A 24,799-nucleotide genomic window follows, 5' to 3' on the forward strand; every position below is an offset into this window, starting at 1 on the left:
AAATGGAACAGTTACAAATTGGAGATATAAAAGTGACGTGGCTAAAAGGTGGGAACACACATTTAGATGGAGGAGCAATGTTTGGCGTTGTACCGAAAGTACTTTGGTCACGTAAATATAAACATAATGATACAAATCATATTTATTTACGAACAGATCCGTTACTTTTACAAACGAAAGATGGCAACATGCTCATTGATTCTGGTATAGGGAATGGTAAATTGAATGAAAAGATGAAGCGGAATCAAGGTGTAACGGAAGAGTCGTCAGTTGCGAATTCTTTAGAAAAGCTGGGACTAAAGCCTGAAGATATTCATTACGTTTTAATGACGCACCTTCACTTTGATCATGCATCTGGTTTAACGAAATGGGAAGGTGATCAACTTGTACCAACTTTTCCAAATGCGAAAGTTTACGTAAGTGAAACAGAGTGGAATGAAATGAGAAATCCAAATATTAGATCCCGTAATACATATTGGAAGGAAAATTGGGAGCCAATTGTAGACCAAGTTATTACGTTTCAGCAAGAAATAGAAATTACGGATGAAATAAAAATGGCGCATACGGGCGGCCATAGTGACGGACACGCAGTGATCGCTTTAGAAAGCAAAGGGGAAACGATGCTGCATTTAGCAGACCTATTGCCGACGCACGCCCATCAAAATGTATTATGGGTCATGGCTTATGATGATTATCCGATGACATCGATTGAAAATAAGCAAAAGTGGATGAAGTATGGAGCTGAAAAGGATGCTTGGTTTACTTTTTATCATGACGCGTATTATCGCGCAGTAAAGTGGAATGAGGAAGGTCATATCGTAGAAAAAATAGAACGGAAAACGGGTATAGAAGCATAAAAATGGGAGGGTGTTCCAGCAGTCTGCTGGAGCAGTCTCCTTTTTGTTGGCGTTTTTTGTCGGTAAGTCGATATAATTGGGAAATCGCCGATATATTCGAAAAAACGCCGATATAATTTCAATCACTATCTGCAATTAAAAAATAAGAGGTTCACCTAATGGGAACCCTCCTGTTTATGCTGCTATAACCTCTAAAACAGTACCTGTTTTAGCATCAACTAAAAATTCAAATCGTTCTTGTATATCATTTAACATCGTTGTAAGACCGCCGCGATATACTTCATACGCGACATCATATTTTTCAAATGTCTCTGGAACAATATGTACCCAAGAGCCAGTAATTTCACCTTTATGACTTAATGCTTGTTTTACCATTTTCAATGCTTTTTCTGAAGAAATATGGGATTGTTCTTGTACTTTGTTTGCAACGAAATAACCAGCTGCGAACCCAACGCCAAGACCTGCTACTAAACCTTTCCAGCTCATATATTCACCTCAATTCTATAAAATAAAAATAGTGTACCGATAATAATTATAAAGCAAATACAGCTAAAAAAGAAGAAACTAGAAACATTTCGAAAATTTCGTTACAATAAAAGAGGTATTCTACTAAGGTTTGAAAGAAGGGGACTTCGTGAATAAAGAGACATTACAATTATTTCGTACGTTAACAGAATTACAAGGTGCATCAGGTTTCGAACATGATGTACGCCGTTTTATGAAGCAAGAATTAAGCAAATATGCAGATGAAATTGTACAAGACGGTTTAGGTAGCGTATTTGGGCTGAAAAAAGGGGACGAAACTGGCCCGCGTGTTCTTGTAGCAGGTCATATGGATGAAGTAGGTTTCATGGTTACGCAAATTACGAAAAACGGAATGCTTCGTTTTCAGCCTTTAGGCGGCTGGTGGAGCCAAGTACTATTAGCTCAGCGCGTTCAAGTTATGACGAAGAATGGCCCTGTTATTGGGGTTGTTGGTTCTATTCCTCCTCATTTATTAAGTGACGCGCAACGTGCAAAACCGATGGATATAAAAAATATGTTAATTGATATAGGCGCAGATAGCTATGAAGATGCGATTGAGATTGGTGTAAAACCAGGACAACAAATCGTGCCAATCTGCCCGTTTACGCCGATGGCAAACGAAAAGAAAATTATGGCGAAAGCTTGGGACAACCGTTATGGATGTGGCCTTGCAATCGAATTACTAAAAGAATTAAAAGACGAAACATTACCAAACACATTGTACTCTGGTGCGACTGTACAAGAAGAAGTTGGTCTTCGCGGTGCTCAAACTGCTGCAAATATGATTCAACCAGATATTTTCTATGCGCTTGATGCAAGTCCAGCCAACGACGCATCTGGTGATAAAACACAGTTCGGTCAATTAGGAAAAGGTGCTCTTCTTCGTATTTATGACCGTACGATGGTAACGCATAGAGGAATGCGCGAATTCATTTTAGATACAGCAGAAACACATAACATTCCGTACCAATACTTTATTTCGCAAGGTGGTACAGATGCGGGCCGTGTACATACAAGTAACTCAGGTATCCCATCAGCAGTGATCGGTGTTTGCGCACGTTACATTCATACACATGCTTCTATTTTACATGTTGATGACTATGCGGCAGCAAAAGAGTTAATTACGAAGCTTGTAAGAGCAACGGATAAAACGACGTTAGAGACAATTAAGAATAACGCGTAGAGAAGAAGGGCTGAAGAGCCTTTCTTTTTTTGGATTGAATAGATGCTCGAGCGATATATGGTAGCGGTCAGTGCTTAATTGATTCTCGTACGGGGATTAAAACCCCGGGTAGGAAGTGAGAGTAAGGTTGCTTTTGGGTTCGAGGTCCGCAATGTTGTGAGAAAAACTCTTCTTTTTCAGAGTGAAGAGACAAACAAGCGATGTGTGGTGGCCGTGCTCCCGTGTATAAAGAACAATTTGATTAAGGGAAAATGATAAATTTTTATAGAGGTGAATGAAATGAAAGTAGTAGTTGGATCGAAGAATAAAACGAAGGTTGGAGCTGTGGAGAAGGTTTGGAAAGATGCTACAATTACATCACTTTCTGTTCCTTCAGGAGTAGCAGCACAACCGTTTTCGGATGAAGAGACGATGCAAGGAGCGATCAATAGAGCGAAGCGAGCGCTAGAGGAAGGGGAAGCTCAAATTGGCATTGGACTAGAAGGCGGCGTAATGAAAACAGAGCACGGTTTATTTATGTGTAATTGGGGCGCGCTAGCAACAAGTGATGGTAAAACATTCGTTGCTGGCGGGGCACGTATTACGTTACCAGATGATTTTTTAGCACCTCTTGAAGGTGGTAAGGAGTTAAGTGAAGTGATGGAAGAGTTTGTACAGAGAAAAGATATTCGTAGTCATGAAGGTGCTATCGGTATTTTTACGGATGATTATGTGGACCGTACGGAATTATTTGTACACGTTGTTAAGTTACTTGTTGGGCAATATAAGTATGATGAAAAGCAAGCATAAACCTTGCACCGTGCGCGATGTATGGTAGTATAAAAGAAAGATTATAACATGAAAAAATGCACTCGTTAGAGGAGGAAATATAGATGAAATCATTAGAAAGCATGGAGCAATTCCAAGAGTTAAAAAATGAAGAGAATGTAATCTTTATGTTCTCAGCAGAATGGTGTCCAGACTGCCGCTTCGTAGATCCATTTATGCCAGAAGTAGAAGAGAAATATAGTGATTTCTCATTTTACTATGTAGATCGTGATGAGTTTATTGATCTATGCGTAAAATTAGACGTATTTGGCATTCCGAGCTTTGTAGCGTACAATAAAGGTGAAGAAACAGGTCGCTATGTAAACAAAGATCGTAAAACACAAGAACAAATCGAAGAGTTCATTGAAGGTTTAAAATAAGGCAATTTGCCAATTGAATTGTAAAACAACCTCTACCTTCGCGGGGGAGGTTATTTTTTTGGAAGGGAGGAAAAAGAGATGAAGATGACAAGTAAAAAGATGAAAGACGAGTTAATGAAGAGATTATCTCGCCCGGAATGGGACTTTCAGTATGATAGTGAGAAAGAAGTTCTACGTATAGAACAGAAAGACTCAAAAAAAGGTATTAACGTATCGCTTCCAGGAGTTGTAGCAAAATGGGAAGTGAATAAAGAAAAGGCGATTGAAGAGGTTGCCTACTACGTACAAGAAGCGTTAATTGCGATGCATAAGGAAGAAAATAGCGCGGCGAAAATTTTACCTGTTATTCGTTCTACTTCTTTCCCGAAACAAGCAGAAGAAGGAAATCCGTTTATTATGACGGATCATACGGCGGAAACACGTATTTACTATGCGCTAGATTCGAATAAAACATATCGTCTCATTGACGAGCGTTTATTACAAAAATTAGGGCTTACAGAGCAACAAGTACGTGAAATGGCATTATTCAACGCTCGCTCATTAGGTTATGAATTTAAACAAGACACAGTAGCAGGTAATACATTCTACTTTTTAAACACAAATGATGGGTATGATGCCACTCGTATTTTAAACGAATCGTTACTACAATCGATGCGTGAAAAGATTTCTGGTGACATGGTTGTTGCTGTTCCTCACCAAGATGTATTAATTATTGCTGATATCGTCAACGAAATCGGTTATGATATTATTGCACAAATGACAATGAAATTTTTTGCCGAAGGGCATGTTCCGATTACATCACTTTCATTCGTATATGAAGATGGGGACTTTGAACCAATCTTCATTTTAGCGAAGAATCGGAAGAAGACAGATGGAAAAGAGAAAGGATGAACGAAGTGAACGTTTTTTACAACCTTGAAGGAATTGGTGACACTCTAATTGTTGCCTTACAAGATATTACTTTAGAGAACCGTACTTTTGATCGCAAAGGAGATGTTGCACGCGTATATGACCGTGAAAGCAACGAAACAGCAGGATTCAACATCTTTAATGCATCTTCTTACTTAGAAGTAAAAGAAACAGGTAACCTTACATTAACGAAAGAGCTTGTAGAAAAAATCAACGAAATTTTAGCGAAGAACGGCTTTGAAGAAACAGTAGAAGCAGATCTTTCTCCGAAATTTGTTGTAGGCTATGTAGCTGAAAAAGAGAAACATCCAAATGCCGATAAGCTAAACATCTGTAAAGTAGAAATCGGTACAGAAACATTACAAATTGTATGTGGCGCACCAAACGTTGATGCAGGACAAAAAGTTGTCGTTGCAAAAATCGGCGCTGTAATGCCAAGCGGTATGTTAATTAAGCCAGCTGAGCTTCGCGGAGTTCCTTCTGCTGGAATGATTTGTTCAGCACGTGAATTAGAGCTTCCAGATGCTCCACAAGAAAAAGGTATTCTTGTATTAGAAGATAGCTTTGAAGTTGGACAAGAGTTTAAATTTTAATTGATATAAGAAAAGAGAGGTTGTCCTTTTTGGATAGCCTCTCTTTTCTTTATTTTCATTTTGCGCCGGGTAATCTATGTTTTCTATTGAATCGTTAATATATTGCGAGTTGTGACAGATATATTCAAAAAATCGTTCATATTATAAGGATGTCACCTTTTTTCTTTGAATCTATATTGTATTTTATAAACAAACTAGTTAAAATTTAGAAAAAAGAAGGGGATAGACGTATGAAACAACAACCAAAAATCGCAGAACTTCTGAAACGAATTGAAACTTCAAAACAGCAAGATATCGAGTTAGGTTCTTATGAAATCTATTTGTTTAGTGAAATTGAATTAGAAAAAGGACAAATCGGCTATCGATATGATAAACATAAAAATTCATTAATAAGTGAAGAAAACGGAAAATGGAAAGAAGAATGGATTGTTATCGGATATGAAACAGATATGGGGGACCCAGTTTTCGTAAATGTGTCTGATGATGCGTATTTCGTTTATACTGCAGAGCGTGGTACAGAAGCGTGGCAACCCGTTCATATTGGAAATATGGATGAGATTATAAAACAATTATAAAAACTTTGAGACCGGTGCAAAGTGTAACGGATAGTGTAGATGAATATTGGAAGAGTAAAGCTTAAACGCAGTCTTACATGTAAGGGTGCGTTTTTCTATATGAAACAATCGTAAATTAGAATATTATGGATAAATATGACATGCTTAATTTTACCTGCACTTTTTGCCGAATGCTGATACAATAAAGGATGTTACTATTTAGTAGAAAGAGTGGTAAGCATGTTAGATTGGATGAAAAAGCTGTTTAACAAAGAGGAAGAACAAACAGCGATGAATAAAGAAGTACCAAAGCAAGTTGAAAGTCAGCCGAAAATTCCTCGTGTAAACCACTACACTGAAGCAAGAGAAGCACAAATGGCAAGTAGGAATGCAGGTAAATGCCGTTTTCCATTAGTACCGGATAATGGGTTCGATGAAGAGGTTGTTATAGAAACAGGGCGTTTTGAAGAACAACCTGTTCAAGCTGTAACATATGAAAATGAGCCTATTCAAAGAGGAATCAAAGTGGAAAGAAGCAGACGACAGTATGTAGAGAAGGTAGTTTCTACATATGAAGAACCGGAAATGCAATATGAACCGGAGCGAGAACCTGTCGTAAAGAAAGCATCTGTACCAGCGCAAGAAAGTAACCGTAGACCATTTCGTCCAACAGAAATGATTTCGCCAATTTACGGATATAATCGTCCTTCAGTAGAGAAAAAGGAAGAAAAGCAGGAGGAAGTAAAGGAAAGAGAAGACCTTGAAATATCTGTAGAGGGCAAATCAGTCGTTGATGCATGGTTAGAGAAAAAAGGATATACATTATCTGATTTCTCAGAAGGACAAGCACCGACTTCTTCTAGTCATAGAGCTGCTAACGAGCAAGGAGAGCAACAATATGAAGAGAGTAAAAAGGAAGAAAAGTCAGTTGTTGATCAATGGCTAGAGAAAAACGGTTATGAAATCGAACGCCAAGAGCCTATAGTAGAAGAAAAAGAAGTGGTTCAAGAAATGAGTGCACCGCAGGAAGTTCCAGCGGCTGAATTACTTCATGAAACAATTGCTGAGCGCATGGAAGGTGCGAAGCAAGAAAGTGATGTAGTGGACAAAAACATTCTACAAGAGGAATTAGTAGATTCTAAAGTAGAGCACGAGGATACAATATTATCAGAAGAAATTAAACGTAGTACAGAAATAGAACAACCTACTATTGAAGTAGAAAAACAAGCACCAGAAGAATCAGTGATTGTCAAAGCAGAAGAAAAACTTGAAGAAACAATTGTTGTAGAAATACCAGAAGAAGTAGAAGTAATTGCAGAAACAGAAGAGTCAGAAGAAGTAGAAGTAATTGCGGAAGCAGAAGAAGTAGAAGTAATTGCAGAAACAAAAGAGTCAGAAGAAGTGGAAGTAATTGCGGAAGCTGAAGAGCCAGAAGAAGTAGAAGTAATTGCAGAAACAGGAGAGTCAGAAGAAGTGGAAGTAATTGCGGAAGCTGAAGAGCCAGAAGAAGTAGAAGTAATTGCAGAAGCAGAAGAACCAGAAGAAGTGGAAGTAATTGCAGAAACAGAAGAGTCAGAAGAAGTGGAAGTAATTGCGGAAACAGAAGAGCCAGAAGAAGTAGAAGTAATTGCGGAAGCAGAAGAGTTAGAAGAAGTGGAAGTAATTGCGGAAGCAGAAGAGCCAGAAGAAGTAGAAGTAATTGCGGAAGCAGAAGAGTTAGAAGAAGTAGAAGTAATTGCAGAAACAGAAGAGTCAGAAGAAGTGGAAGTAATTGCAGAAACAGAAGAGTCAGAAGAAGTAGAAGTAATTGCGGAAGCTGAAGAGCCAGAAGAAGTAGAAGTAATTGCAGAAGCAGAAGAACCAGAAGAAGTGGAAGTAATTGCAGAAACAGAAGAGTCAGAAGAAGTAGAAGTAATTGCGGAAGCTGAAGAGCCAGAAGAAGTAGAAGTAATTGCAGAAGCAGAAGAACCAGAAGAAGTGGAAGTAATTGCAGAAACAGAAGAGTCAGAAGAAGTGGAAGTAATTGCGGAAACAAAAGCACCAGAAGAAGCCGAACCTGTAGCACTTGAGGAAATGCAACAAGAAATGGTGTTAAATGAAGCAATTGAACAAAAGAATGAATTCATACATGTTGCTGAGGCTGATGAACAAACGAAAAAAGATGTTCAAAGCTTTGCGGATGTTTTAATTACAGAAGAACAATTAGTTGTAGAAGAAACACCGATTGTAGAAGAGCAGCCAGTTGTAGAGGAAGCACCGGTCGCAGAAGAACAATCAGTTGTAGAAGAAGCACCGATTGTAGAAGAACAACCAGTTGTACAAAAAGAAGAACCAAAACGTGAGAAAAAGCGTCACGTACCATTTAATGTTGTTATGTTGAAACAAGACAGAACGCGATTAATGGAAAGACATGCGGCTAGAACAAATGCAATGCAACCTTCTATGAGTGAACGAGTAGAGAATAAGTCTGTACATCAAGTAGAAGAAAACCCAATGCAGCAAGTAGTGGTAGAACCACAAGTGGAAGAAAAACCAGTGCAGCAAGTGGTAGTAGAACCACAAGTGGAAGAAAACCCAATGCAGCAAGTAGTGGTAGAACCACAAGTGGAAGAAAACCCAATGCAGCAAGTAGTGGTAGAACCACAAGTGGAAGAAAGACCAATGCAACAAGTAGTAGTAGAACCACAAGTGGAAGAAAAACCACAAGTGGAAGAAAAACCAATGCAACAAGTAGTAGTAGAACCACAAGTGGAAGAAAAACCAGTACAACAAGTAGTGGCAGAGCAAGTACAAAAGCCAATTTCAAGTACGGAAGTAGAAGAGAAAGCATATGTTGTAAATCAAAGAGAGAATGATGTGCGCAATGTATTGCAAACGCCACCGACGTATACGATTCCATCATTAACATTACTATCGATTCCGCAGCAAGCAGCGTTAGATAATACGGAATGGTTGGAAGAACAGAAAGAATTATTAGATACAACGTTTAATAATTTCCACGTTGGCGCACATGTTATAAATGTATCGCAAGGTCCGGCAGTAACTCGTTTTGAAGTACAGCCAGACCCAGGTGTAAAAGTAAATAAAATTACAAACTTAAGTGATGATATTAAGCTAAGTTTAGCGGCAAAAGATATTCGGATTGAAGCGCCGATTCCAGGAAAGAGTGCGATTGGAATTGAAGTTCCAAATAAAGAAAGTAAGCCAGTATTTCTTCGTGAAATTTTAAGAAGTCCTGTGTTTACAAAGAGTGAATCACCGCTTACGGTTGCACTTGGACTTGATATTTCAGGCGATCCAATTGTAACGGATATTCGAAAAATGCCACACGGACTTATTGCGGGTGCAACGGGTTCTGGTAAAAGTGTGTGTATTAACGCCATTTTAACGAGCATTTTATATAAAGCGAAACCACATGAAGTGAAGTTAATGTTAATTGATCCGAAGATGGTTGAGCTTGCACCATACAATTCTGTTCCGCATCTTGTAGCACCTGTTATTACGGATGTAAAAGCAGCGACAGCTGCATTAAAATGGGCAGTTGAGGAAATGGAGCGCCGTTATGAATTGTTTGCGCACGCAGGTGCTCGTGATTTAACTCGCTACAATACGATTGTAAGTGGGCGAGAAATTCCGGGAGAGACATTACCTTATATCGTTATTGTCATTGACGAGTTAGCCGACTTAATGATGGTAGCACCTGGTGATGTTGAGGAAGCAATTTGCCGTATTGCGCAAAAAGCACGTGCTTGTGGTATTCATTTATTAGTAGCGACGCAGCGTCCATCTGTAGATGTTATTACAGGTTTAATTAAGTCAAACATTCCAACGCGTATTGCGTTTACTGTATCATCTCAAGTTGATTCGCGTACGATTATTGATATTGGGGGCGCGGAGAAATTACTTGGCCGTGGTGATATGTTATTCTTAGGGAACGGTACATCTAAGCCAGTTCGTGTACAAGGTGTATATGTATCGGATGATGAGATTGAAAAGACAGTTGATCATGTGAAAAAGCAAATGAAGCCGAATTACTTATTTAAGCAAGAGGATTTATTAGCGAAAACCGAACAGGCCGAGTCGGAAGACGAATTGTTCTTTGAAGCATGTCAATTTGTTGTAGAACAAGGGGGAGCGTCCACATCTTCTGTACAGCGAAAATTCCGCATCGGTTATAATCGCGCGGCACGTCTCATTGAAGAGATGGAATCGCAAGGGATTATTTCTGAAGCAAGAGGAACGAAGCCAAGAGATGTCCTTATTTCTGAGGATGAATTCGCTGCTATGCAGGAAACAAATGTATAGTAAACGGTTTTGCTGTATACTAAGAGAAAATGTTGGATAGTAAAGTAGGGAGTAAAGCGACATGAAAGAAATTGAATTAAAATTAAAAGGTGAAATAAATAGACTAACAAATAAAACATTTAAATTTGACGAACGCGTTGGAGAAGGTTGGTTCTCTGCCGTTTACTTTTTAAAGACTAGAGAAATCATCGAAGAATTTCGCCCGAAAAGTGTTGTAACGATGCAATTTTTCCAAAAGGAAAATGCAGTTCTTTGCGGAACGGATGAAGTAATTGCATTGCTACAAACATTTGCTAAAAATCCAGAGGAACTTGAGATTAACTCTTTAAAAGATGGCGATAAAATTAGTCCATTTGAAACAGTGTTAACAATTCATGGTCCTTATGAAAATTTCGGATTTTTAGAAGGTGTCATTGATGGGATTTTAGCTCGTCGTACATCGGTTGCGACAAACGTATATAACGTTGTCCAAGCTGCGCGTAGCGTAGATAAAGAAAAACCAGTTATTTTCATGGGAGACCGTGATGATCATTATACACAACAAGCTGGTGACGGTTATGCAGCATACATCGGAGGTATGAGCGCACAAGCGACGCATGCAATGAATGAATGGTGGGGCAAAAGTGGTATGGGGACAATGCCTCACGCATTAATTCAAATGTTTAATGGTGATGTTGTGGAAGCGGCAAAAGCATATCATAAAAAATTCCCAGAAGATGAATTAGTTGTATTAATTGATTACAATAATGATGTCATTACAGATGCACTTCGCGTAGCGCGTGAATTTGGTTCAACATTAAAAGGTGTACGTGTAGATACGTCCCGCACGATGATTGATCAATACTTCATTCGCCACCCGGAAGTACTTGGAACATTCGATCCACGTGGTGTAAACCCATCGCTTGTATTCGCACTTCGTAAAGCACTTGATGAAGAAGGATTCCAGCATGTAGACATCGTTGTAACTGGTGGATTTGATGAGAAACGTATTCGTGAATTTGAAGCTCAAAACGTACCTGTTGATATATACGGAGTAGGAAGTAGCTTATTAAAAATGAATATTGGCTTTACTGGTGATAACGTAGAATTAAATGGAAAACCAGAGGCGAAAGCTGGTCGCAAATATCGTCCAAACCCACGTCTAGAGCGTGTTCAATTAGAAAAAAGAGAAGATATGTAAAAGAGAGAAAAACTGATAGGTGATTGACCCTATCAGTTTTTCTGTTATCATAGTATAGCGGCTTCTTTTTTGCTATAATGGATTTGTTATGGACATAAAAAAGAAGTACGTACGAGTTTATCCTGATAAGTGAAGGGAAGAATAACTTCACTACATCAAAAATGTATGATGATTACCAAAATAAGAAAAGATTCATATACTGTCTTATAGATAGGCCGTTGTATTAGTTCGAAATGTTGGAGGTTCTTTAAGATGACAGTTTACCATTTTGTAGGAATTAAAGGAACAGGAATGAGTTCATTAGCGCAAATTCTTCATGACATGAAGCATACTGTTCAAGGGTCTGATTATGAAAAGCGTTTCTTTACACAAACAGCGTTGGAAAAGCGTAGTATCTCGATTCTTCCTTTTGATAAAAGTAATGTAAAAGAAGGACAAGTGATTATTGCAGGAAATGCATTTCCTGATACGCATGAAGAAATCGTAGCAGCAAAAGAATTAAACATCCCAGTACATCGTTACCATCACTTCTTAGGTGACCTTATGAACCAATACACAAGTGTTGCTGTAACTGGTGCACATGGAAAAACATCAACAACTGGTTTGTTAGCCCATGTAATGCAAGGTGCACACCCTACATCTTACCTTATTGGAGATGGAACAGGGCATGGGGTAGAAAATAGTAAGTATTTTGTATTTGAAGCTTGTGAGTATCGTCGTCATTTCTTGTCTTACAATCCAGACTATGCGATTATGACAAACATTGATTTTGATCATCCAGATTATTTCACAGATATCAATGATGTATTCAGTGCATTCCAAGAGATGGCATTGCAAGTGAAAAAAGGCATTATTGCATGTGGAGATGATGAAGAACTTCAAAAAATTCAAGCGAAAGTACCTGTTATTTTCTATGGATTTGGAGAAGATAATGATTTCCAAGCACGTAACATTCAAAAGAGAACAGATGGTACTATTTTCGATGTATTCGTTCGTAATACGTACTATGACACGTTCAAAATTACAGGATACGGCAATCACAGCGTATTAAATGCATTAGCAGTAATCGCGCTTTGCCATTATGAAAATGTTGATGTAGAAGCAGTTAAGCATCAGTTAACAACTTTTGAAGGCGTAAAACGTCGCTTTAATGAGAAGCCGATGGGAGAGCAAGTTATTATTGATGACTACGCACACCATCCGACAGAAATTAATGCAACGATTGAAGCAGCTCGTCAAAAACATCCAGAGCGTGAAATTGTCGCTGTATTCCAGCCGCACACATTCTCACGTACAGAAAAGTTCTTAGATGAGTTCGCTGAAAGCTTAAGCAAAGCTGACCAAGTATACTTATGTGATATTTTCGGATCAGCGCGCGAAAACAAAGGCGAATTAACAATTGAAGATCTGCAAAAGCGTATTGACGGTGCAGAATTAATTACAGATACAACAACGGATGTATTAAAGAAACATAAAAACGGCGTTCTCATTTTCATGGGCGCAGGAGACATCCAAAAATTCGAAGCAGCTTACGTAAAAGAAGTTCAAGTTGCAGAGAAATAATAGAAAAGACGTATAGCTTAGCTATGCGTCTTTTTTGTTGTGTTTGATTTTTATTTCTGTATTGACCTAGAGCTAACTCTAGGTTGTAAGATGAATATGTAAAACAAGGGGGAGAAAACATGTATAAAATCGGTGAAGTAGCAGAATTAACAGGGATGGGTATTCATACTTTGCGTTACTATGAGAAATTAGGATTATTACCACCACCAACGCGAAATAGCGGGATTCGTCAATATACAGAAGGTGATGTGCGCCTATTAAAATTTTTATGTTCATTAAAACAAACTGGAATGTCATTAGAAGAGATGGCTGAGTTTGCAAGTGATGGATGCATTATAGAGGAAATTAGGCAGAGGAAAGAGGAAGTACCAGCGAAAGTAAAAAAGAGAATTTCAATTTTGACAAATCACTTAGAAAGGTTAAAAGAACAGCAAGAACAATTGCAAAAGGTTGTCCAACTAACAGAAGAAAAGTTAGAAGTTTATTACGGTTTTCTAGGAGGAAAAGACTTGGAGGCCGACAATGAAAAATAAAGTATATGCGCAGTTATTAGGATTTGCAATATTTACTGGTGGGACATTTAATGCTTCGAAATATGCGGTGCAGTATTTCGAAGCGATTCATATAGCGGCATGGCGTTTTGGGATTGCTGCATTTATGATGTTATGTCTGTTAAAAATACGAAAAGATTTTGAGGTAGAGGTATGGATGCAGAATAGGGTCTATTACTTTTTGTTAGGTATTGTTGGTGTATTCGGCTTTAACTTCTTTTTCTTTTTAGGAATGAAACATACAGAAGCTATTAATGGTGCACTTATTATGGCAACAAATCCGCTCGTTACAACGTTATTAGCAAGTGTCATTTTACGAGAGAAAATAGTGAAGCGCCAAGGTATTGGAATGTTACTTGCACTACTTGGTGTTGTTTTTGTGCTTACACAAGGCTCGTTTACCGCACTACAAAATTTATCATTTTCAAAAGGGGATTTTTATATTTTATTAGGGAATATTTGCTGGGCGTTATACGGTGTGCTAGGCAGAAGGTTTATTAAAACTGGTAATCCAATACAAACGACGACATATACGATGACTATTGGTGCACTTGCCTTTATTATCATATCTTCTACACAAAAAAGTATAGTACCAGTTTTAGAAATTCCTTTGTTGGCATGGGGAGCGATTCTCTTTATGGCAATTGGAATGAGTGTGCTTGGTTACTTATGGTGGAATAATGGAATTGCTCAAATTGGTGCAGCAAGGACATCTTTATTTTTTAATCTAGTGCCTGTAGTTACAATGATTATTTCTTTTGTAGAGGGAGTAAATATAGCACCCGCACAATGTATAGGGATGATATTGGTTATTACGGGAGTATTGTGTTCATCAGGTTTTATACAAATAAAATCAAAAGAAAGTGTGAATATTTAACATTTTTTATTTATAAATGTTAGAATAATAAGAAAAATAAAAAGGGAGCTAAAAAACATGTTCACACTCCGGGTAGACGACGAAATCGAATTACAATTATTAGAGAAGCATCATAAAGAGGAACTATATCAATTAATAAATCAAAACCGCAATCATTTAAGAAGATGGCTTCCTTGGGTAGATGGGACGAAATCTGCTGATGTTTATAATGAGATTTGTCCGATGTGGTTAAAGAAGTTTGCAGAGGGAGACGGTTTTGAAAGTGGTATACGTTATAAAGGAAAGCTCGTTGGGATGGTAGGTATTCATCCAGTGAGCTGGGGGAAGAAAGCGGCAAGTCTCGGTTACTATCTGGCAGAAGATGCTGGCGGGAAAGGTATTATGACGCGTAGCGTGAAGGCTGTACTTCACTATGCATTTGAGAATTTAAAATTAAATAAAATGGAAATTAGATGCGGTGTTGAAAATGTGAAAAGTCGCGCTATTCCAGAACGTTTAGGGTTTAAGTTAGATGGTGTTTTAAGAGATGAAGAATGGTTATACGATCATTTTCATGATCTCGCAGTATATAGTTTACTAGCTTCAGAGTGGAAGGAGATTCGATGAACGAGAAGATACGCATTATTCCGTATGAAAGTACGTTTCAAGATGAAGTAGTAGATCTTATCGTTCATATTCAGCAAAAAGAGTACAATGTCCCCATTACGAAAGAAGAGCAGCCGGACCTGCTTGAAATAGAAACATTTTATCAAAGGAATCATGGCAACTTTTGGGTAGCAATTTATGATGGTAAAGTAGTTGGAACAGTAGCTTTATTAGATATTGGGAATCATCAAGTAGCGTTAAGAAAAATGTTCGTAAAAAAAGAATTTCGCGGAAAAGAGTGGGGTGCATCACATAAGTTGCTCCAAACAGCAATTTCGTGGGCTGAGAATAAAAAGCTGAAGGATATTTACTTAGGAACGACAGTGAAATTTTTAGCGGCGCATCGCTTTTATGAAAAGAATGGTTTTGAAAGTGTGAGTATAGATGAGTTGCCAAAAAGTTTTCCAGTGTTGCAGGTGGATAAGAAATTTTATAGATATATTGTTTAAGAAGGTCATGTAGAAATGGCCTTTTTTTATGAACTAAAATGGAAAAAGTGGTATAATTCAGGTTAGGGGGTGCGTGTATGAACTTTCCGATTCAAAGAAGTAAATCAGTAATATTTTTCGTTTGTCTCACGTTAGCTTTTATGTTTGTGTATCCACTCGTCATGATTGTCGCAAATAAAGAGCAGTGGATGTCAGCGTTAATTGGGATGGGATTATGTTTCATTGTAAATGTCCCGCTCGTTTGGGAAGTATTTATTAAAAAGCATAAAGTAGAAAATGGTGTATTAAAGTACGGTATTTTAAATGACGATATCGTATTGAAAGAGATAAGAATCATTCGTCAAGTTGGGAAATCACTTGAAATTACGACGAATTCATATAAAGTACACCTGCTTGCGATGCCGCAACATATGAAGCAGTTTTTATCACTTGTAGAAAAAGAAAATCCACATGTGAAAATAGAAATGGTAGGGAAGAAATGAAATATGTAAAACCTTTGTTTTGTTTAGAAATATTATTTGTGCTTGTTGGTTGCACTAGAGTATATATGAAATGGGATTTGCCATTATATGTGCCAATATTAATAGGTACTATTGCATTGGTACTTTTGTATTATTTTCACTTTCAGCAAACAAAAAGCGAGAAAAGTAGGTCTATGTAGTTAGGAGGATTAGTAATGAAAAAAGTCCTTATGTTATTTGTACTTCTGCTAACCGCATCCGTTCTTTTACTAGGATGTAGTATGAAGAAGGAAAAAGTAGATATGAACTTAGAAAAGGCGCAAAAAGTTGAAATTGAATCACTTACTGATTCCAGTGAGAAGAAAGTAATTACCAATAAGAAAGAAATTGAAAAGCTGTTTGAAGTCATGAAAATGGATAAGTGGGAAATGCAGTCGGCTCCTTTAGATACTCCGCAAGGGAAAACATTTAAAATGTACCAAGAGGATACAACAAAATTATCGGAGTCGAGTAAAGATAAAAAGGAGTTACATGAAATTGGTACGATGACAGTATATAAAGATGTCCCTTATGTTGAAGTTGAAATGAAAAATAAGAAAATGAGTTTTAAAGTGCCAGAAGATGTGGCGAAAGACTTATTAAAATATTAAAAAACGCTCGGAAAAAATCCCGAGCGTTTTTCATTATTTTAAGTTCTCTGGATTTAAAGCTTCTAATTCAGGTACAACGAAGCGTCCGTCTTTACGGATTAGTACGTCGTCGAAGTAAATTTCGCCGCCGCCGTATTCAGGGCGTTGGATGCATACTAAATCCCAGTGAATGTTCGAGTTGTTACCGTTCCAAGCATCGTCGTAAGCTTGTCCAGGAGTGAAGTGGAAGCTGCCATCGATTTTTTCATCGAATAGGATATCTCCCATTGGATGTAAGATGTATGGGTTTACGCCAATTGCGAACTCACCAACGTAGCGTGCGCCTTCGTCTGTATCGAAGATTTTGTTAATGCGCTCTGTATCGTTTGCAGTTGCTTCAACGATTTGTCCGTTCTCGAACTTAAGTTGTACATTTTCAAATGTATAACCGTTGTAAGGAGATGGCGTGTTGTAAGAAACTGTACCGTTAACAGAATCACGAACTGGTGCAGAGTATACTTCACCGTCTGGAATGTTTAAATGACCTGAGCATTTAATTGCTGGAATGTCTTTAATAGAGAATGTTAAGTCAGTTCCAGGTCCAGTTAGGCGCACTTTATCTGTTTTATTCATTAATGTAACAAGGCTATCCATCGCCTTATCCATTTTACCGTAGTCTAAGTTACAAACTTCGAAGTAGAAGTCTTCGAAAGCTTCTGTGCTCATTTTAGCAAGCTGCGCCATAGAAGCATTTGGGTAGCGAAGAACAACCCAGCGTGTTTTTGGAACGCGAATGTCTCTATGAACTTTCTTACCAACTGTTTGACCATGAATTTGCATTCTTTCACTTGGCACGTCAGCTTGTTCGTTAATGTTATCGCCAGAGCGAAGACCGATATAAGCGTCCATATCTTTCATTACGCTTGCTTCATATGCAGCGATTTGTTCAAAATGTTCTTCAGTAGCACCCATTAATAAAGAGCGATCTACTTGATGATCTTTTAAAGAAACGAATGGGAAACCACCAGCTGCATATGCTTCTTTAACAAGTGCAGTTACAAGTTCTTTTTGTAAGCCAAAGTTTTCAATTAATACTTTTTCGCCTTTTTGTAAGCGAATAGAGTAGTTAATTAAATTGTATGCTAACTTTTCAATGCGTGGATCTTTCATATGTAAAGCCTCCCTACTAATTATGTATCCTCTCCTATTGTAACCTACTTAGTGGAATTTGTTGAATGATTTATGTTAAAGTTAACGAATAAGTATGAAAATTCTAATGAAAAGATAGGGATTAGAACGAAACGGAAAATGATTGTATAATAGGGGAAAGTATGAAAAAGATAAAGGAAGTGATGAAATGCAAGTTCTTTTATATGTAAGTGCAGCTATTATCGCGGTTGCTTTCGCTGTATTAGTAGTGTATGTATGCAGAACGTTGTTATCGGTTCAGAAGACGTTAGAAAACGTTGCAAGTACGTTAGAAGGTTTAGAAAAGCAAATGCAAGGAATTAGCGTAGAGACGGAGCAATTATTACATAAAACAAATGCGTTAGCTGATGACATTCAACAGAAGTCACAATCATTAAATAAAGTAGTATCGGGTGTAGATGGAATTGGAACGACAATCCACTCCTTAAATACGAAACTTCGTAATGTATCAGAGTCTGTTACGGACGAAATTGAAAATAATGCAGATAAAGTAGCGCAAGTTGTACAGTGGAGTAGCGCAGCAATTGAAGTATACAATCATTATCGTGCGACAAGGCAAGAGAAAAAGGTTGAAAAAGAAGAGCGTAAATTAGAAAGACTTGAGAAAAAGCTGAAAAGAAAGAGAAGCGCTCTAGACTTCGTATGAGAGGTGAATCGTAATGAATATGACAAAACTTGAAACAATTGAAGAGCTTGAAGTACTAGTAGAAAAAAACGAGCCTTATGTTCTTTTTAAACATAGTACAACATGTCCTATTAGTCATGGTGCTTATACAGAATTTCAAGCTTATTGTAGTGAAGAAAGAGCGGTACCAGCGTACTACTTATACGTACAAGATGCGAGAGATGTTTCGAATCGTGTTGCAGAACAGTACAGCATGAAACATGAATCTCCGCAAGTGTTATACATAAAAGATGGGATGGTAGTATGGAATACGTCTCATTGGAACATTAAAAAAGATGTTTTAGAAGAGAATATTAAGTAAAAAGAAGCAAGCGAAAGGTGCTTGCTTCTTTTTTTTGTTTTTGTTGAAATATATTTAATGGTACACTGTTATTAGTTCAAATTAAATAACTAGATTGTTGAAAGTAGGTTTTAAGTAATGAAGAAAATGGCATTATCCTTCGCGGTCGTAAGTTTATTACTAGGAGCTTGTAGTAATGATACGATTAGTAAGAAGGATGAAGTTATACAAAAGGATACGAAAGAAAAAAGTATGATTCCGAGAACTGCTGTTTCTAAAGATTATTATAGAACTGTAATTCCTTTAAAAGAACAAAAGGTTATAAATACAGCTAATGTAAAAACAAATTCTAAATTAGATTTAGCAGAGTATGAAAATGGTTTAATGAATATTGCAAAAGAGCAATTTGATACAGAAAACCATGTGCTTCAATTAAATCAGTATATTCCTGAGAAGTTAGTTGATGAACTAGTCGCAAAAGTAGAAGCACCTGTTTTGACAAATATTATAGAACAAGACTATTTCGGGAAACAGAATTCAAATGAATTAAGTTTATCTGGCGTTGTAATTGGGTTAGCTATGTCTTCAAGTGTATCCAATGAAGAGGCAATGTCTAAGGGGACTGAAGTTGCTAAGCAACTTATTGAAGCTATTCATAAAAATGACAAGTATAATAAATCCCCAATTACGTTTGCTATCTTTAAGCAAGAAAGTACAAGTTCTTTAAAAAATGGCACGTATATTGCTAGTGCTACCGTTCAAAAGAATGATACGAACCTTGGAAATTGGAATGCAATTGAAGAAAAAGCGTATTCATATCCTTCCGATGAATTTACACAAGCACATGGAGAAGATAATGAAAAAATAAATAAATTTGCTGAGGCAATGAAAGGTTTTTCTCCTGGAGACTTTATCCCAGTAAATGCTAAAGTTTCGTATAAGAAAAATCAAATGGATACATTAAATATGGATATTGTTATTAAATATAACGGTAAAACAGAATTAATGGCTCTTACTCAACTCGCCGCTCAAAGTATGTTAGACCAATTACCGAAAGATGCAAAAGTACAATTGCAGATAAAGTCCGAGAATAAAATTGAGGCAATTGTTATAAAAGAGAAAAACAGCGATAAACCGTTTGTTTCCTTCTTATAAAAAAAGACAGTGTTTAATTTTATTTAGATTCAAGAAATTTGAATCAATCTTTGTTTTAACAAGAATAAATATATAATGTTACACATTATATAAGAAAAAGAAGAGGATAGATACAAACAGAATAATTCTGTATGCTCTATCCTTTTTTTGTACCACAAATGACCTCATTTACCACAACCTGTTTGGAAATAACTTTATTATTCGCGGACATAACATTTGAATTGGCTTTTCTCAAATAGTGAAAAATTTATTTTCATTTATTATAAAGGTTATGATTTAAAACATAAAATGTAAAGTATACTTGACCTAAATGGAAATCCAATGTAAAGTATACTTAACGTAAAGTTAGCTTTACTAAGATGGTAGGTGTAAAGAGTGAAGAATAACATAAAAAAATTTCGTGCCAAATACGATTTTACACAAGATGAATTAGCTGAGATGTTAGATGTATCAAGGCAAACAATTATTTCATTGGAGAAAGAGCGTTATAATCCCTCCATTACGTTAGCTTTCAAACTCGCACGTATATTCAGTTGTCAAATTGAAGATATATTCATTTATGAGGAGGATTAAGTCATGAGTAGGACTAAAAAAGCGAAAGAAAGTCGATTTATATTTTTAATTTCCGGCTTATTTGTGACTGGTGTATCAATTTATATAAATTTTGATGATGTAATAAGTGGTCGATTTCCAGATGCTATTACTATTATGTCTTTCGCATTAGGGATTAACCAATTACTGATGGCATACTTATCCCCACACTTATTTCCAAAAGATGAACGTTCGAAGATGATTTTAGGGAAATCGATGTTCGTGAATTATTTTGTCATATTTGGTACAATTTTATTTCTATTTATTCTAACAGGATTTAGCGATATCAATTGGGATGCTCAACAAACCTTAATAGTACTTACTTCAATTTTAATGTTAACAATACCTACTACGATGGTCATCTATTCAAAAATTATATAATTCTTCTAATGAAAAAAGTTCAATTTCTCTATTTAAATTGAACTTTTTAATATTAGAATTTCCTTAACGTTGTAAATAATAAAAAAGGCCATGTCATTGAAACTGCTCAAATTGCTTTCCCGCCCACATTTTATTATTTTCTGCAATATATTTTTCTGCCAAGATTAATCGCTGTACAAGCTCTTTTTTAGACATCTTCATATACTTCCGTTTCGTATTTTCTATATTTCGGTCTGAACGTATACGTCGATAATCAACAGGGGTGAAGGGGACGGAACGCTTTTGTAGAGACTTATTAGAATTTAATTTCTGTTTGTATGTTTTACTATTTTGTTTATAATATTCATTCAATTCGGGGTTTATCATAATTGTATTAGAGTGAATCCCTTTTCCTTCGGAATCGATTTCTTTAGACTTCTCCGATATGGTTTTTAATGTAATAGGGAGGTTTTGTTTGACCAGAAGGTCAATTGCCTCCTTCCCTAATAGGAATGAACGTTGACTTCGAGATTTATGAACTCCTTTAAGCCATGCTCGATTATTTTTTGAAGGAAATGTATGGCTCATATGTCTGCTCCTCCTGATATTTTTCAATCAATTCAATCTCTTTTAATTCATTTTTTGCAAGTTTTCGCATCTGTTTTGCCTTATTCACTTCAAGCGTTAATCCCATAGAAGCAAATCGCTTTTCCATATCCTTTGATAATTCCACTACCTCAACAAGCTCACCTTTCTTTTCAGGTTGTGGAATTTTTGCTACACACCCTAAACATGCCATTTTCACAGGACATACTTTATCTGTCACACAAGTTCCACCTAATACATTGTTGTACACACCGACTTTAGCTTTGTGTTTCTCCCATTCCTGTTGAAGCTCTTCAGGACTCCGAAGAACGGCTTCATCTAAGTCTACATAGTTGGCAATTCCATCATGTAATTCTCCAATTTTTTCAGCCACTTGACTTGGGGTAGGTTCTGAGTAGTACCTTGTTACAGTCAAATCACGCTGATGAAGAATTTTTGCTACAATATCAACGGGAATTTCCTGACGTTGAACAGCTTCCGTTGCGAATGCATGACGAAGTAAGTGTGTTTTAAGAACAACAGGTTGCCCTTCTTGGGTCTCGAAAACCAATCCATGTAAAAGAAAACGAATGCATGAATGGAGAGATTCTTCCGCAAGTGCTTTTTTATTGTATTGAAAGAAATAAGGCTTTGGATCTGGGAAAAAATGCTTTCTTTTACCACGATACTTTACACTTGGAATTTCTCCGTTGTAATGCTCTTTCAGCATTAAATTGACTCTTTTTATTAATTGAAAGGTATGTTTACTGATTGGATAAGATTCGAGAGAATCTCTTCCTTTTGGGACGGCATAAAAGGAAAATCTTAGCTCGCTACCTAACTTGATAGCTTGTAGACAATTTTTTTCACTACTAAGTTGTAATAATTCGTTAACTCTTGCTCCTGTGGTAGTTAAAATATCTACTGCTAACAAACCAAAGGTTGTTGCGACAACAAATGGTTTTACATCAAATAAAATGCCTTCGGCTTTATCGCTGTGAAGAGAAACGAAGTTACTTGAAGATAGAACACCTTTGTGCATAGAAGAGAAAGGAATAGGATTGCTATCTTTCTCTTCTGAACCATATCCCCATGAAGATAGGAATTTTCTCTTCCTTTCTTTTTCTTCATCTTTTATATTCAGAAACCCATTTCCTAATACACCTTCTTGAAGGATTTCTGTAAACCATAGTCCTTCCGCTACATCGTCATCTTTTAATCTTTCTGCTTTTACAAATTCCACAAAATAATGATTATTCGTCTCAGAGTATGTTCCTGTACGTTTTTCTGCTGACTTCACAATAGATTCTGTAAACTTCTGTTTGTAGTACAAGACAAAGGAAGGTTTATCCCATAAACGGAAATAAAATCGTTCTCCAATACGTTCAGGTTCGTCATAATGAAACTCTAATGGTAACTGTTCAGCTTGCTTACAAGCTGTTAGAAAAGCTTCTTGTAACCGTTTCAATTGATTCCAGCGGAAATTAGCTTCCGCTCGAATTTGAGGAAGATAAGAGACAATGGCGTCAGTTTCACTCTTACGAGTGTTTTGAGCTTGCTCTTTTGCCTGTTTATGAAAACTAAATTCTCGCCTATCAAATGCGGGTATAGGGAGTAGAAATTGCTCAAAATATTCTTGTTGTTCTTGAGTTAGTTTTCCATTAATCCATTTTCCAGACCGGTAGGAAGCAGTATTATAAAGGTCTAAAAGTTTCTTCCTTTGATTGAATGAATGGTTAGGATAAATGAGACCCTTCAAATAATCGTACATGTGTTTTTCTACATCGAAATCATCAAAACCTTTTAAGTTATAGGCATTAAATATATCTCTCAATCTTGCTGTTAATACAATGAGTATGTTTTTTATAGTTCTTGCATCCAAATTTCTTTCTCTGTTAATAAGCATCACTAATAATAAATGATTTTTCCAAGGTGTATTTAAACACTGATTGATAAAATATTTCACAGGTGTTTCATCTATTTTATCTAAGATAAACACCCCTTTGCTATCCTGTAAATGAAGAATATATTCATCTACCTTTCCTGCTAATTCATTATAAAAAGGGGATTTCGGTGAACTCATAGTTTTGTTCATCATTCGTCCTCCAAATCATCCAATAGTGCTTGTATATCTATTTCTAACTCTTTTTCTTTATCTACAACATCCAGAAAAGACTTTTTGGTTCTTTTTTGTTTTTGCTGTTTTATATAATTCTTTTCTTGCTCCACTATATGCATAAACATATTGTCGTGAAAACTTCGGTGTCTTTCTTCGTCAAAGTGATGTTCGTACACTTCAATCGTCTCTTTTTGTTTCCACTTCATATATTTAATAAGTTCATGTTTTCGCTGTTGAATCTCTGTATCTGTTTTGGAGACGTTATAGATTTCACGAATACTTGTTGTAACAAACCAATGTCTTATTTTATGTGGATTCAATCTTATATCCATCATATGCATAACTTTATTCCAATGGGGATACCAAGTTTGATATGAAAGGGACGTTCCTCGTTCCGTCAGGAACATAGGGGCATCGTTGGGTAAAGAATCGAAATCTCGATTTAAAGGGTCAAACTTCTTACGCTCTTGATTAATATAATGAAACAAAAGCTTTGCTGTGTCTTTGCTGAATCGAAGAAATTTCACTCTACGTCTATAACTGCCTTTGTTAAATGTGCTAACTTCTTCAAAAGATTTACGAGAACGATAATCACCGATGGTGAGTTCAATTACCTCAGAAGCTCTTGCTCCAGTTTCAAACAACATACGGACAATAACTTTTTCTCGTAATGACCAATTCACCTGATTTCCTGCCTGTTTAACTTTATGATAAAGAAGAGGGTCCTCAATAATTTTAGGTTGCCATTCCTCGTTGATGAGTTTAAAGTAGGAATCTGTTAAACGTCGATGTAAGATCGGATTCTCCGTTCCTGCTTCAGCAGGCATTCGAGGCTTGTTTTCTCCAATACCTTCGGTATTTCGTTTATAATCATCCAATATTGCATGAGAGTCGATAAGAGGATTCGAATAACCATACTGTTTCAGTGTAATCAAGGACTTATAAAATGACTTGAGAGCGGAGAGAAAGCGATGAACGGTATTCGGACTTTTGTTGGAACGATTGACAAAGCGAAAAGAATCTTTTTCCCGTATTTTACAAGCCATTTCGTCCATCAAATAATCTTCTACAGCGACTCTTATGGCTTCAGGGAAATCATTCCATTGTACACGTTTTCCTTGATAGTTGCTGTGTTTGTTTAACCAAGTGAGGAAAGGCAGAAGGCATTGGAGATACGATAACGCTGTACTTTCTGAAATTTTCCTACTGGCATCATCATAAAAATCTGTCAGTGGTAGAAATACTTTGTTATTTGGCTCAAACACAAGTAATGTATATCGGCTTTGAACACCTTTTGGACAACGTAAGTGGTAATAACTATCTCTCATTTTCAAATCCTCCTGTTAG

At 36.7% G+C, this 24,799-nt stretch carries 26 protein-coding genes and 1 pseudogene; 22 read left to right on the forward strand and 5 right to left on the reverse strand.

Going from position 1 to position 24,799, the window contains the following annotated elements:
- The first annotated feature begins 2 nt into the window (after positions 1-2).
- Entirely contained in the window at positions 3-857 is an 855-nt protein-coding gene (locus QCI73_RS04070; RefSeq protein ID WP_262724629.1) for a YtnP family quorum-quenching lactonase, read from the forward strand.
- A 174-nt stretch (positions 858-1,031) separates the two neighbouring features.
- Here QCI73_RS04070 and QCI73_RS04075 read toward each other — a convergent pair whose 3' ends face one another.
- Positions 1,032-1,343 (reverse strand): PepSY domain-containing protein, encoded by a 312-nt coding sequence (locus QCI73_RS04075; RefSeq protein WP_353822549.1) that lies wholly within the window; start codon positions 1,341-1,343, stop codon positions 1,032-1,034.
- 148 nt (positions 1,344-1,491) lie between these two features.
- Here QCI73_RS04075 and QCI73_RS04080 point away from each other — a divergent pair, with 148 nt between their 5' ends.
- From QCI73_RS04080 to QCI73_RS04155, 16 genes are all read left to right on the forward strand, one after another.
- Complete coding sequence (locus QCI73_RS04080; RefSeq protein ID WP_001031510.1) at positions 1,492-2,565, forward strand: M42 family metallopeptidase; 1,074 nt, start codon at positions 1,492-1,494, stop codon at positions 2,563-2,565.
- A 279-nt stretch (positions 2,566-2,844) separates the two neighbouring features.
- Positions 2,845-3,354: a DUF84 family protein gene (locus QCI73_RS04085; protein WP_257811208.1), complete on the forward strand. Its 510-nt coding sequence runs from the start codon at positions 2,845-2,847 to the stop codon at positions 3,352-3,354.
- 83 nt (positions 3,355-3,437) lie between these two features.
- Positions 3,438-3,752 (forward strand): thioredoxin family protein, encoded by a 315-nt coding sequence (locus tag QCI73_RS04090; protein ID WP_000838188.1) that lies wholly within the window; start codon positions 3,438-3,440, stop codon positions 3,750-3,752.
- A gap of 78 nt (positions 3,753-3,830) precedes the next feature.
- Positions 3,831-4,643, forward strand: coding sequence for a DUF1444 domain-containing protein (locus QCI73_RS04095; RefSeq protein WP_000784613.1), 813 nt, complete (start codon positions 3,831-3,833; stop codon positions 4,641-4,643).
- Positions 4,640-5,254 carry a YtpR family tRNA-binding protein gene (ytpR, locus tag QCI73_RS04100; protein WP_001006759.1) on the forward strand — a complete coding sequence of 205 codons (615 nt, stop codon included), beginning with the start codon at positions 4,640-4,642 and terminating at the stop codon, positions 5,252-5,254. The genes QCI73_RS04095 and ytpR overlap by 4 nt, the downstream gene beginning before the upstream one ends.
- Before the next feature lie 230 nt (positions 5,255-5,484).
- Positions 5,485-5,829, forward strand: a complete 345-nt coding sequence (locus tag QCI73_RS04105) for a hypothetical protein (RefSeq protein WP_000813326.1) — start codon at positions 5,485-5,487, stop codon at positions 5,827-5,829.
- A 219-nt stretch (positions 5,830-6,048) separates the two neighbouring features.
- On the forward strand, positions 6,049-10,113 hold the full coding sequence (locus QCI73_RS04110; protein WP_353822550.1) for a DNA translocase FtsK: 4,065 nt from the start codon (positions 6,049-6,051) through the stop codon (positions 10,111-10,113).
- Positions 10,114-10,174: 61 nt separating this feature from the next.
- The gene (locus QCI73_RS04115) at positions 10,175-11,293 is read left to right on the forward strand and encodes a nicotinate phosphoribosyltransferase (RefSeq protein WP_000658369.1); all 1,119 of its coding nucleotides are present in this window, start codon (positions 10,175-10,177) and stop codon (positions 11,291-11,293) included.
- A gap of 252 nt (positions 11,294-11,545) precedes the next feature.
- Positions 11,546-12,856 (forward strand): UDP-N-acetylmuramate--L-alanine ligase, encoded by a 1,311-nt coding sequence (gene murC, locus QCI73_RS04120; protein WP_000219470.1) that lies wholly within the window; start codon positions 11,546-11,548, stop codon positions 12,854-12,856.
- A 119-nt stretch (positions 12,857-12,975) separates the two neighbouring features.
- Positions 12,976-13,389: a MerR family transcriptional regulator gene (locus QCI73_RS04125; protein WP_353822551.1), complete on the forward strand. Its 414-nt coding sequence runs from the start codon at positions 12,976-12,978 to the stop codon at positions 13,387-13,389.
- Complete coding sequence (locus QCI73_RS04130) at positions 13,379-14,284, forward strand: DMT family transporter (protein ID WP_086386070.1); 906 nt, start codon at positions 13,379-13,381, stop codon at positions 14,282-14,284. Before QCI73_RS04125 ends, QCI73_RS04130 begins: the two co-directional genes overlap by 11 nt.
- A gap of 57 nt (positions 14,285-14,341) precedes the next feature.
- On the forward strand, positions 14,342-14,890 hold the full coding sequence (locus QCI73_RS04135) for a GNAT family N-acetyltransferase (RefSeq protein ID WP_193655428.1): 549 nt from the start codon (positions 14,342-14,344) through the stop codon (positions 14,888-14,890).
- A complete protein-coding gene (locus tag QCI73_RS04140) occupies positions 14,887-15,378 on the forward strand; it encodes a GNAT family N-acetyltransferase (protein WP_001003140.1) in 492 nt (163 codons plus the stop codon). Before QCI73_RS04135 ends, QCI73_RS04140 begins: the two co-directional genes overlap by 4 nt.
- Positions 15,379-15,455: 77 nt before the next feature.
- Positions 15,456-15,860: a PH domain-containing protein gene (locus tag QCI73_RS04145; RefSeq protein WP_262724624.1), complete on the forward strand. Its 405-nt coding sequence runs from the start codon at positions 15,456-15,458 to the stop codon at positions 15,858-15,860.
- A complete protein-coding gene (locus QCI73_RS04150) occupies positions 15,857-16,039 on the forward strand; it encodes a hypothetical protein (protein ID WP_262724623.1) in 183 nt (60 codons plus the stop codon). Before QCI73_RS04145 ends, QCI73_RS04150 begins: the two co-directional genes overlap by 4 nt.
- 15 nt (positions 16,040-16,054) lie before the next feature.
- A complete protein-coding gene (locus QCI73_RS04155; RefSeq protein WP_262724622.1) occupies positions 16,055-16,489 on the forward strand; it encodes a hypothetical protein in 435 nt (144 codons plus the stop codon).
- A gap of 33 nt (positions 16,490-16,522) precedes the next feature.
- Here QCI73_RS04155 and QCI73_RS04160 read toward each other — a convergent pair whose 3' ends face one another.
- Positions 16,523-17,638 carry an aminopeptidase gene (locus QCI73_RS04160; RefSeq protein WP_000654739.1) on the reverse strand — a complete coding sequence of 372 codons (1,116 nt, stop codon included), beginning with the start codon at positions 17,636-17,638 and terminating at the stop codon, positions 16,523-16,525.
- A 187-nt stretch (positions 17,639-17,825) separates the two neighbouring features.
- On the opposite strand from QCI73_RS04160, the pseudogene QCI73_RS04165 reads away from it, so the two are divergent.
- From QCI73_RS04165 to QCI73_RS04185, 5 genes and pseudogenes are all read left to right on the forward strand, one after another.
- A pseudogene (locus tag QCI73_RS04165) lies at positions 17,826-18,337 on the forward strand (DUF948 domain-containing protein).
- Positions 18,337-18,663 (forward strand): bacillithiol system redox-active protein YtxJ, encoded by a 327-nt coding sequence (gene ytxJ, locus QCI73_RS04170; protein ID WP_074606466.1) that lies wholly within the window; start codon positions 18,337-18,339, stop codon positions 18,661-18,663. Before QCI73_RS04165 ends, ytxJ begins: the two are co-directional and overlap by 1 nt.
- Before the next feature lie 117 nt (positions 18,664-18,780).
- Entirely contained in the window at positions 18,781-19,797 is a 1,017-nt protein-coding gene (locus tag QCI73_RS04175) for a CamS family sex pheromone protein (RefSeq protein WP_000738019.1), read from the forward strand.
- A 375-nt stretch (positions 19,798-20,172) separates the two neighbouring features.
- Positions 20,173-20,370: a helix-turn-helix transcriptional regulator gene (locus QCI73_RS04180; RefSeq protein ID WP_197235851.1), complete on the forward strand. Its 198-nt coding sequence runs from the start codon at positions 20,173-20,175 to the stop codon at positions 20,368-20,370.
- Between the two features lie 3 nt (positions 20,371-20,373).
- Entirely contained in the window at positions 20,374-20,769 is a 396-nt protein-coding gene (locus QCI73_RS04185) for a hypothetical protein (protein ID WP_353822552.1), read from the forward strand.
- A gap of 93 nt (positions 20,770-20,862) precedes the next feature.
- Here the strand turns inward: QCI73_RS04185 and QCI73_RS04190 are convergent, their stop codons facing one another.
- Genes QCI73_RS04190 through QCI73_RS04200 form a run of 3 tightly spaced genes read right to left on the reverse strand, consistent with a single transcriptional unit; the run spans position 20,863 to position 24,780 of the window.
- Complete coding sequence (locus QCI73_RS04190) at positions 20,863-21,336, reverse strand: hypothetical protein (protein WP_353822553.1); 474 nt, start codon at positions 21,334-21,336, stop codon at positions 20,863-20,865.
- Positions 21,308-23,428: a site-specific integrase gene (locus QCI73_RS04195; RefSeq protein ID WP_353822554.1), complete on the reverse strand. Its 2,121-nt coding sequence runs from the start codon at positions 23,426-23,428 to the stop codon at positions 21,308-21,310. Before QCI73_RS04195 ends, QCI73_RS04190 begins: the two co-directional genes overlap by 29 nt.
- Positions 23,428-24,780 (reverse strand): tyrosine-type recombinase/integrase, encoded by a 1,353-nt coding sequence (locus tag QCI73_RS04200; RefSeq protein ID WP_353822555.1) that lies wholly within the window; start codon positions 24,778-24,780, stop codon positions 23,428-23,430. Before QCI73_RS04200 ends, QCI73_RS04195 begins: the two co-directional genes overlap by 1 nt.
- Between the last annotated feature and the right edge of the window lie 19 nt (positions 24,781-24,799).

The sequence above is a fragment of the Bacillus cereus group sp. MG16 genome (assembly GCF_040459875.1).
GTDB lineage: Bacteria > Bacillota > Bacilli > Bacillales > Bacillaceae_G > Bacillus_A > Bacillus_A paranthracis.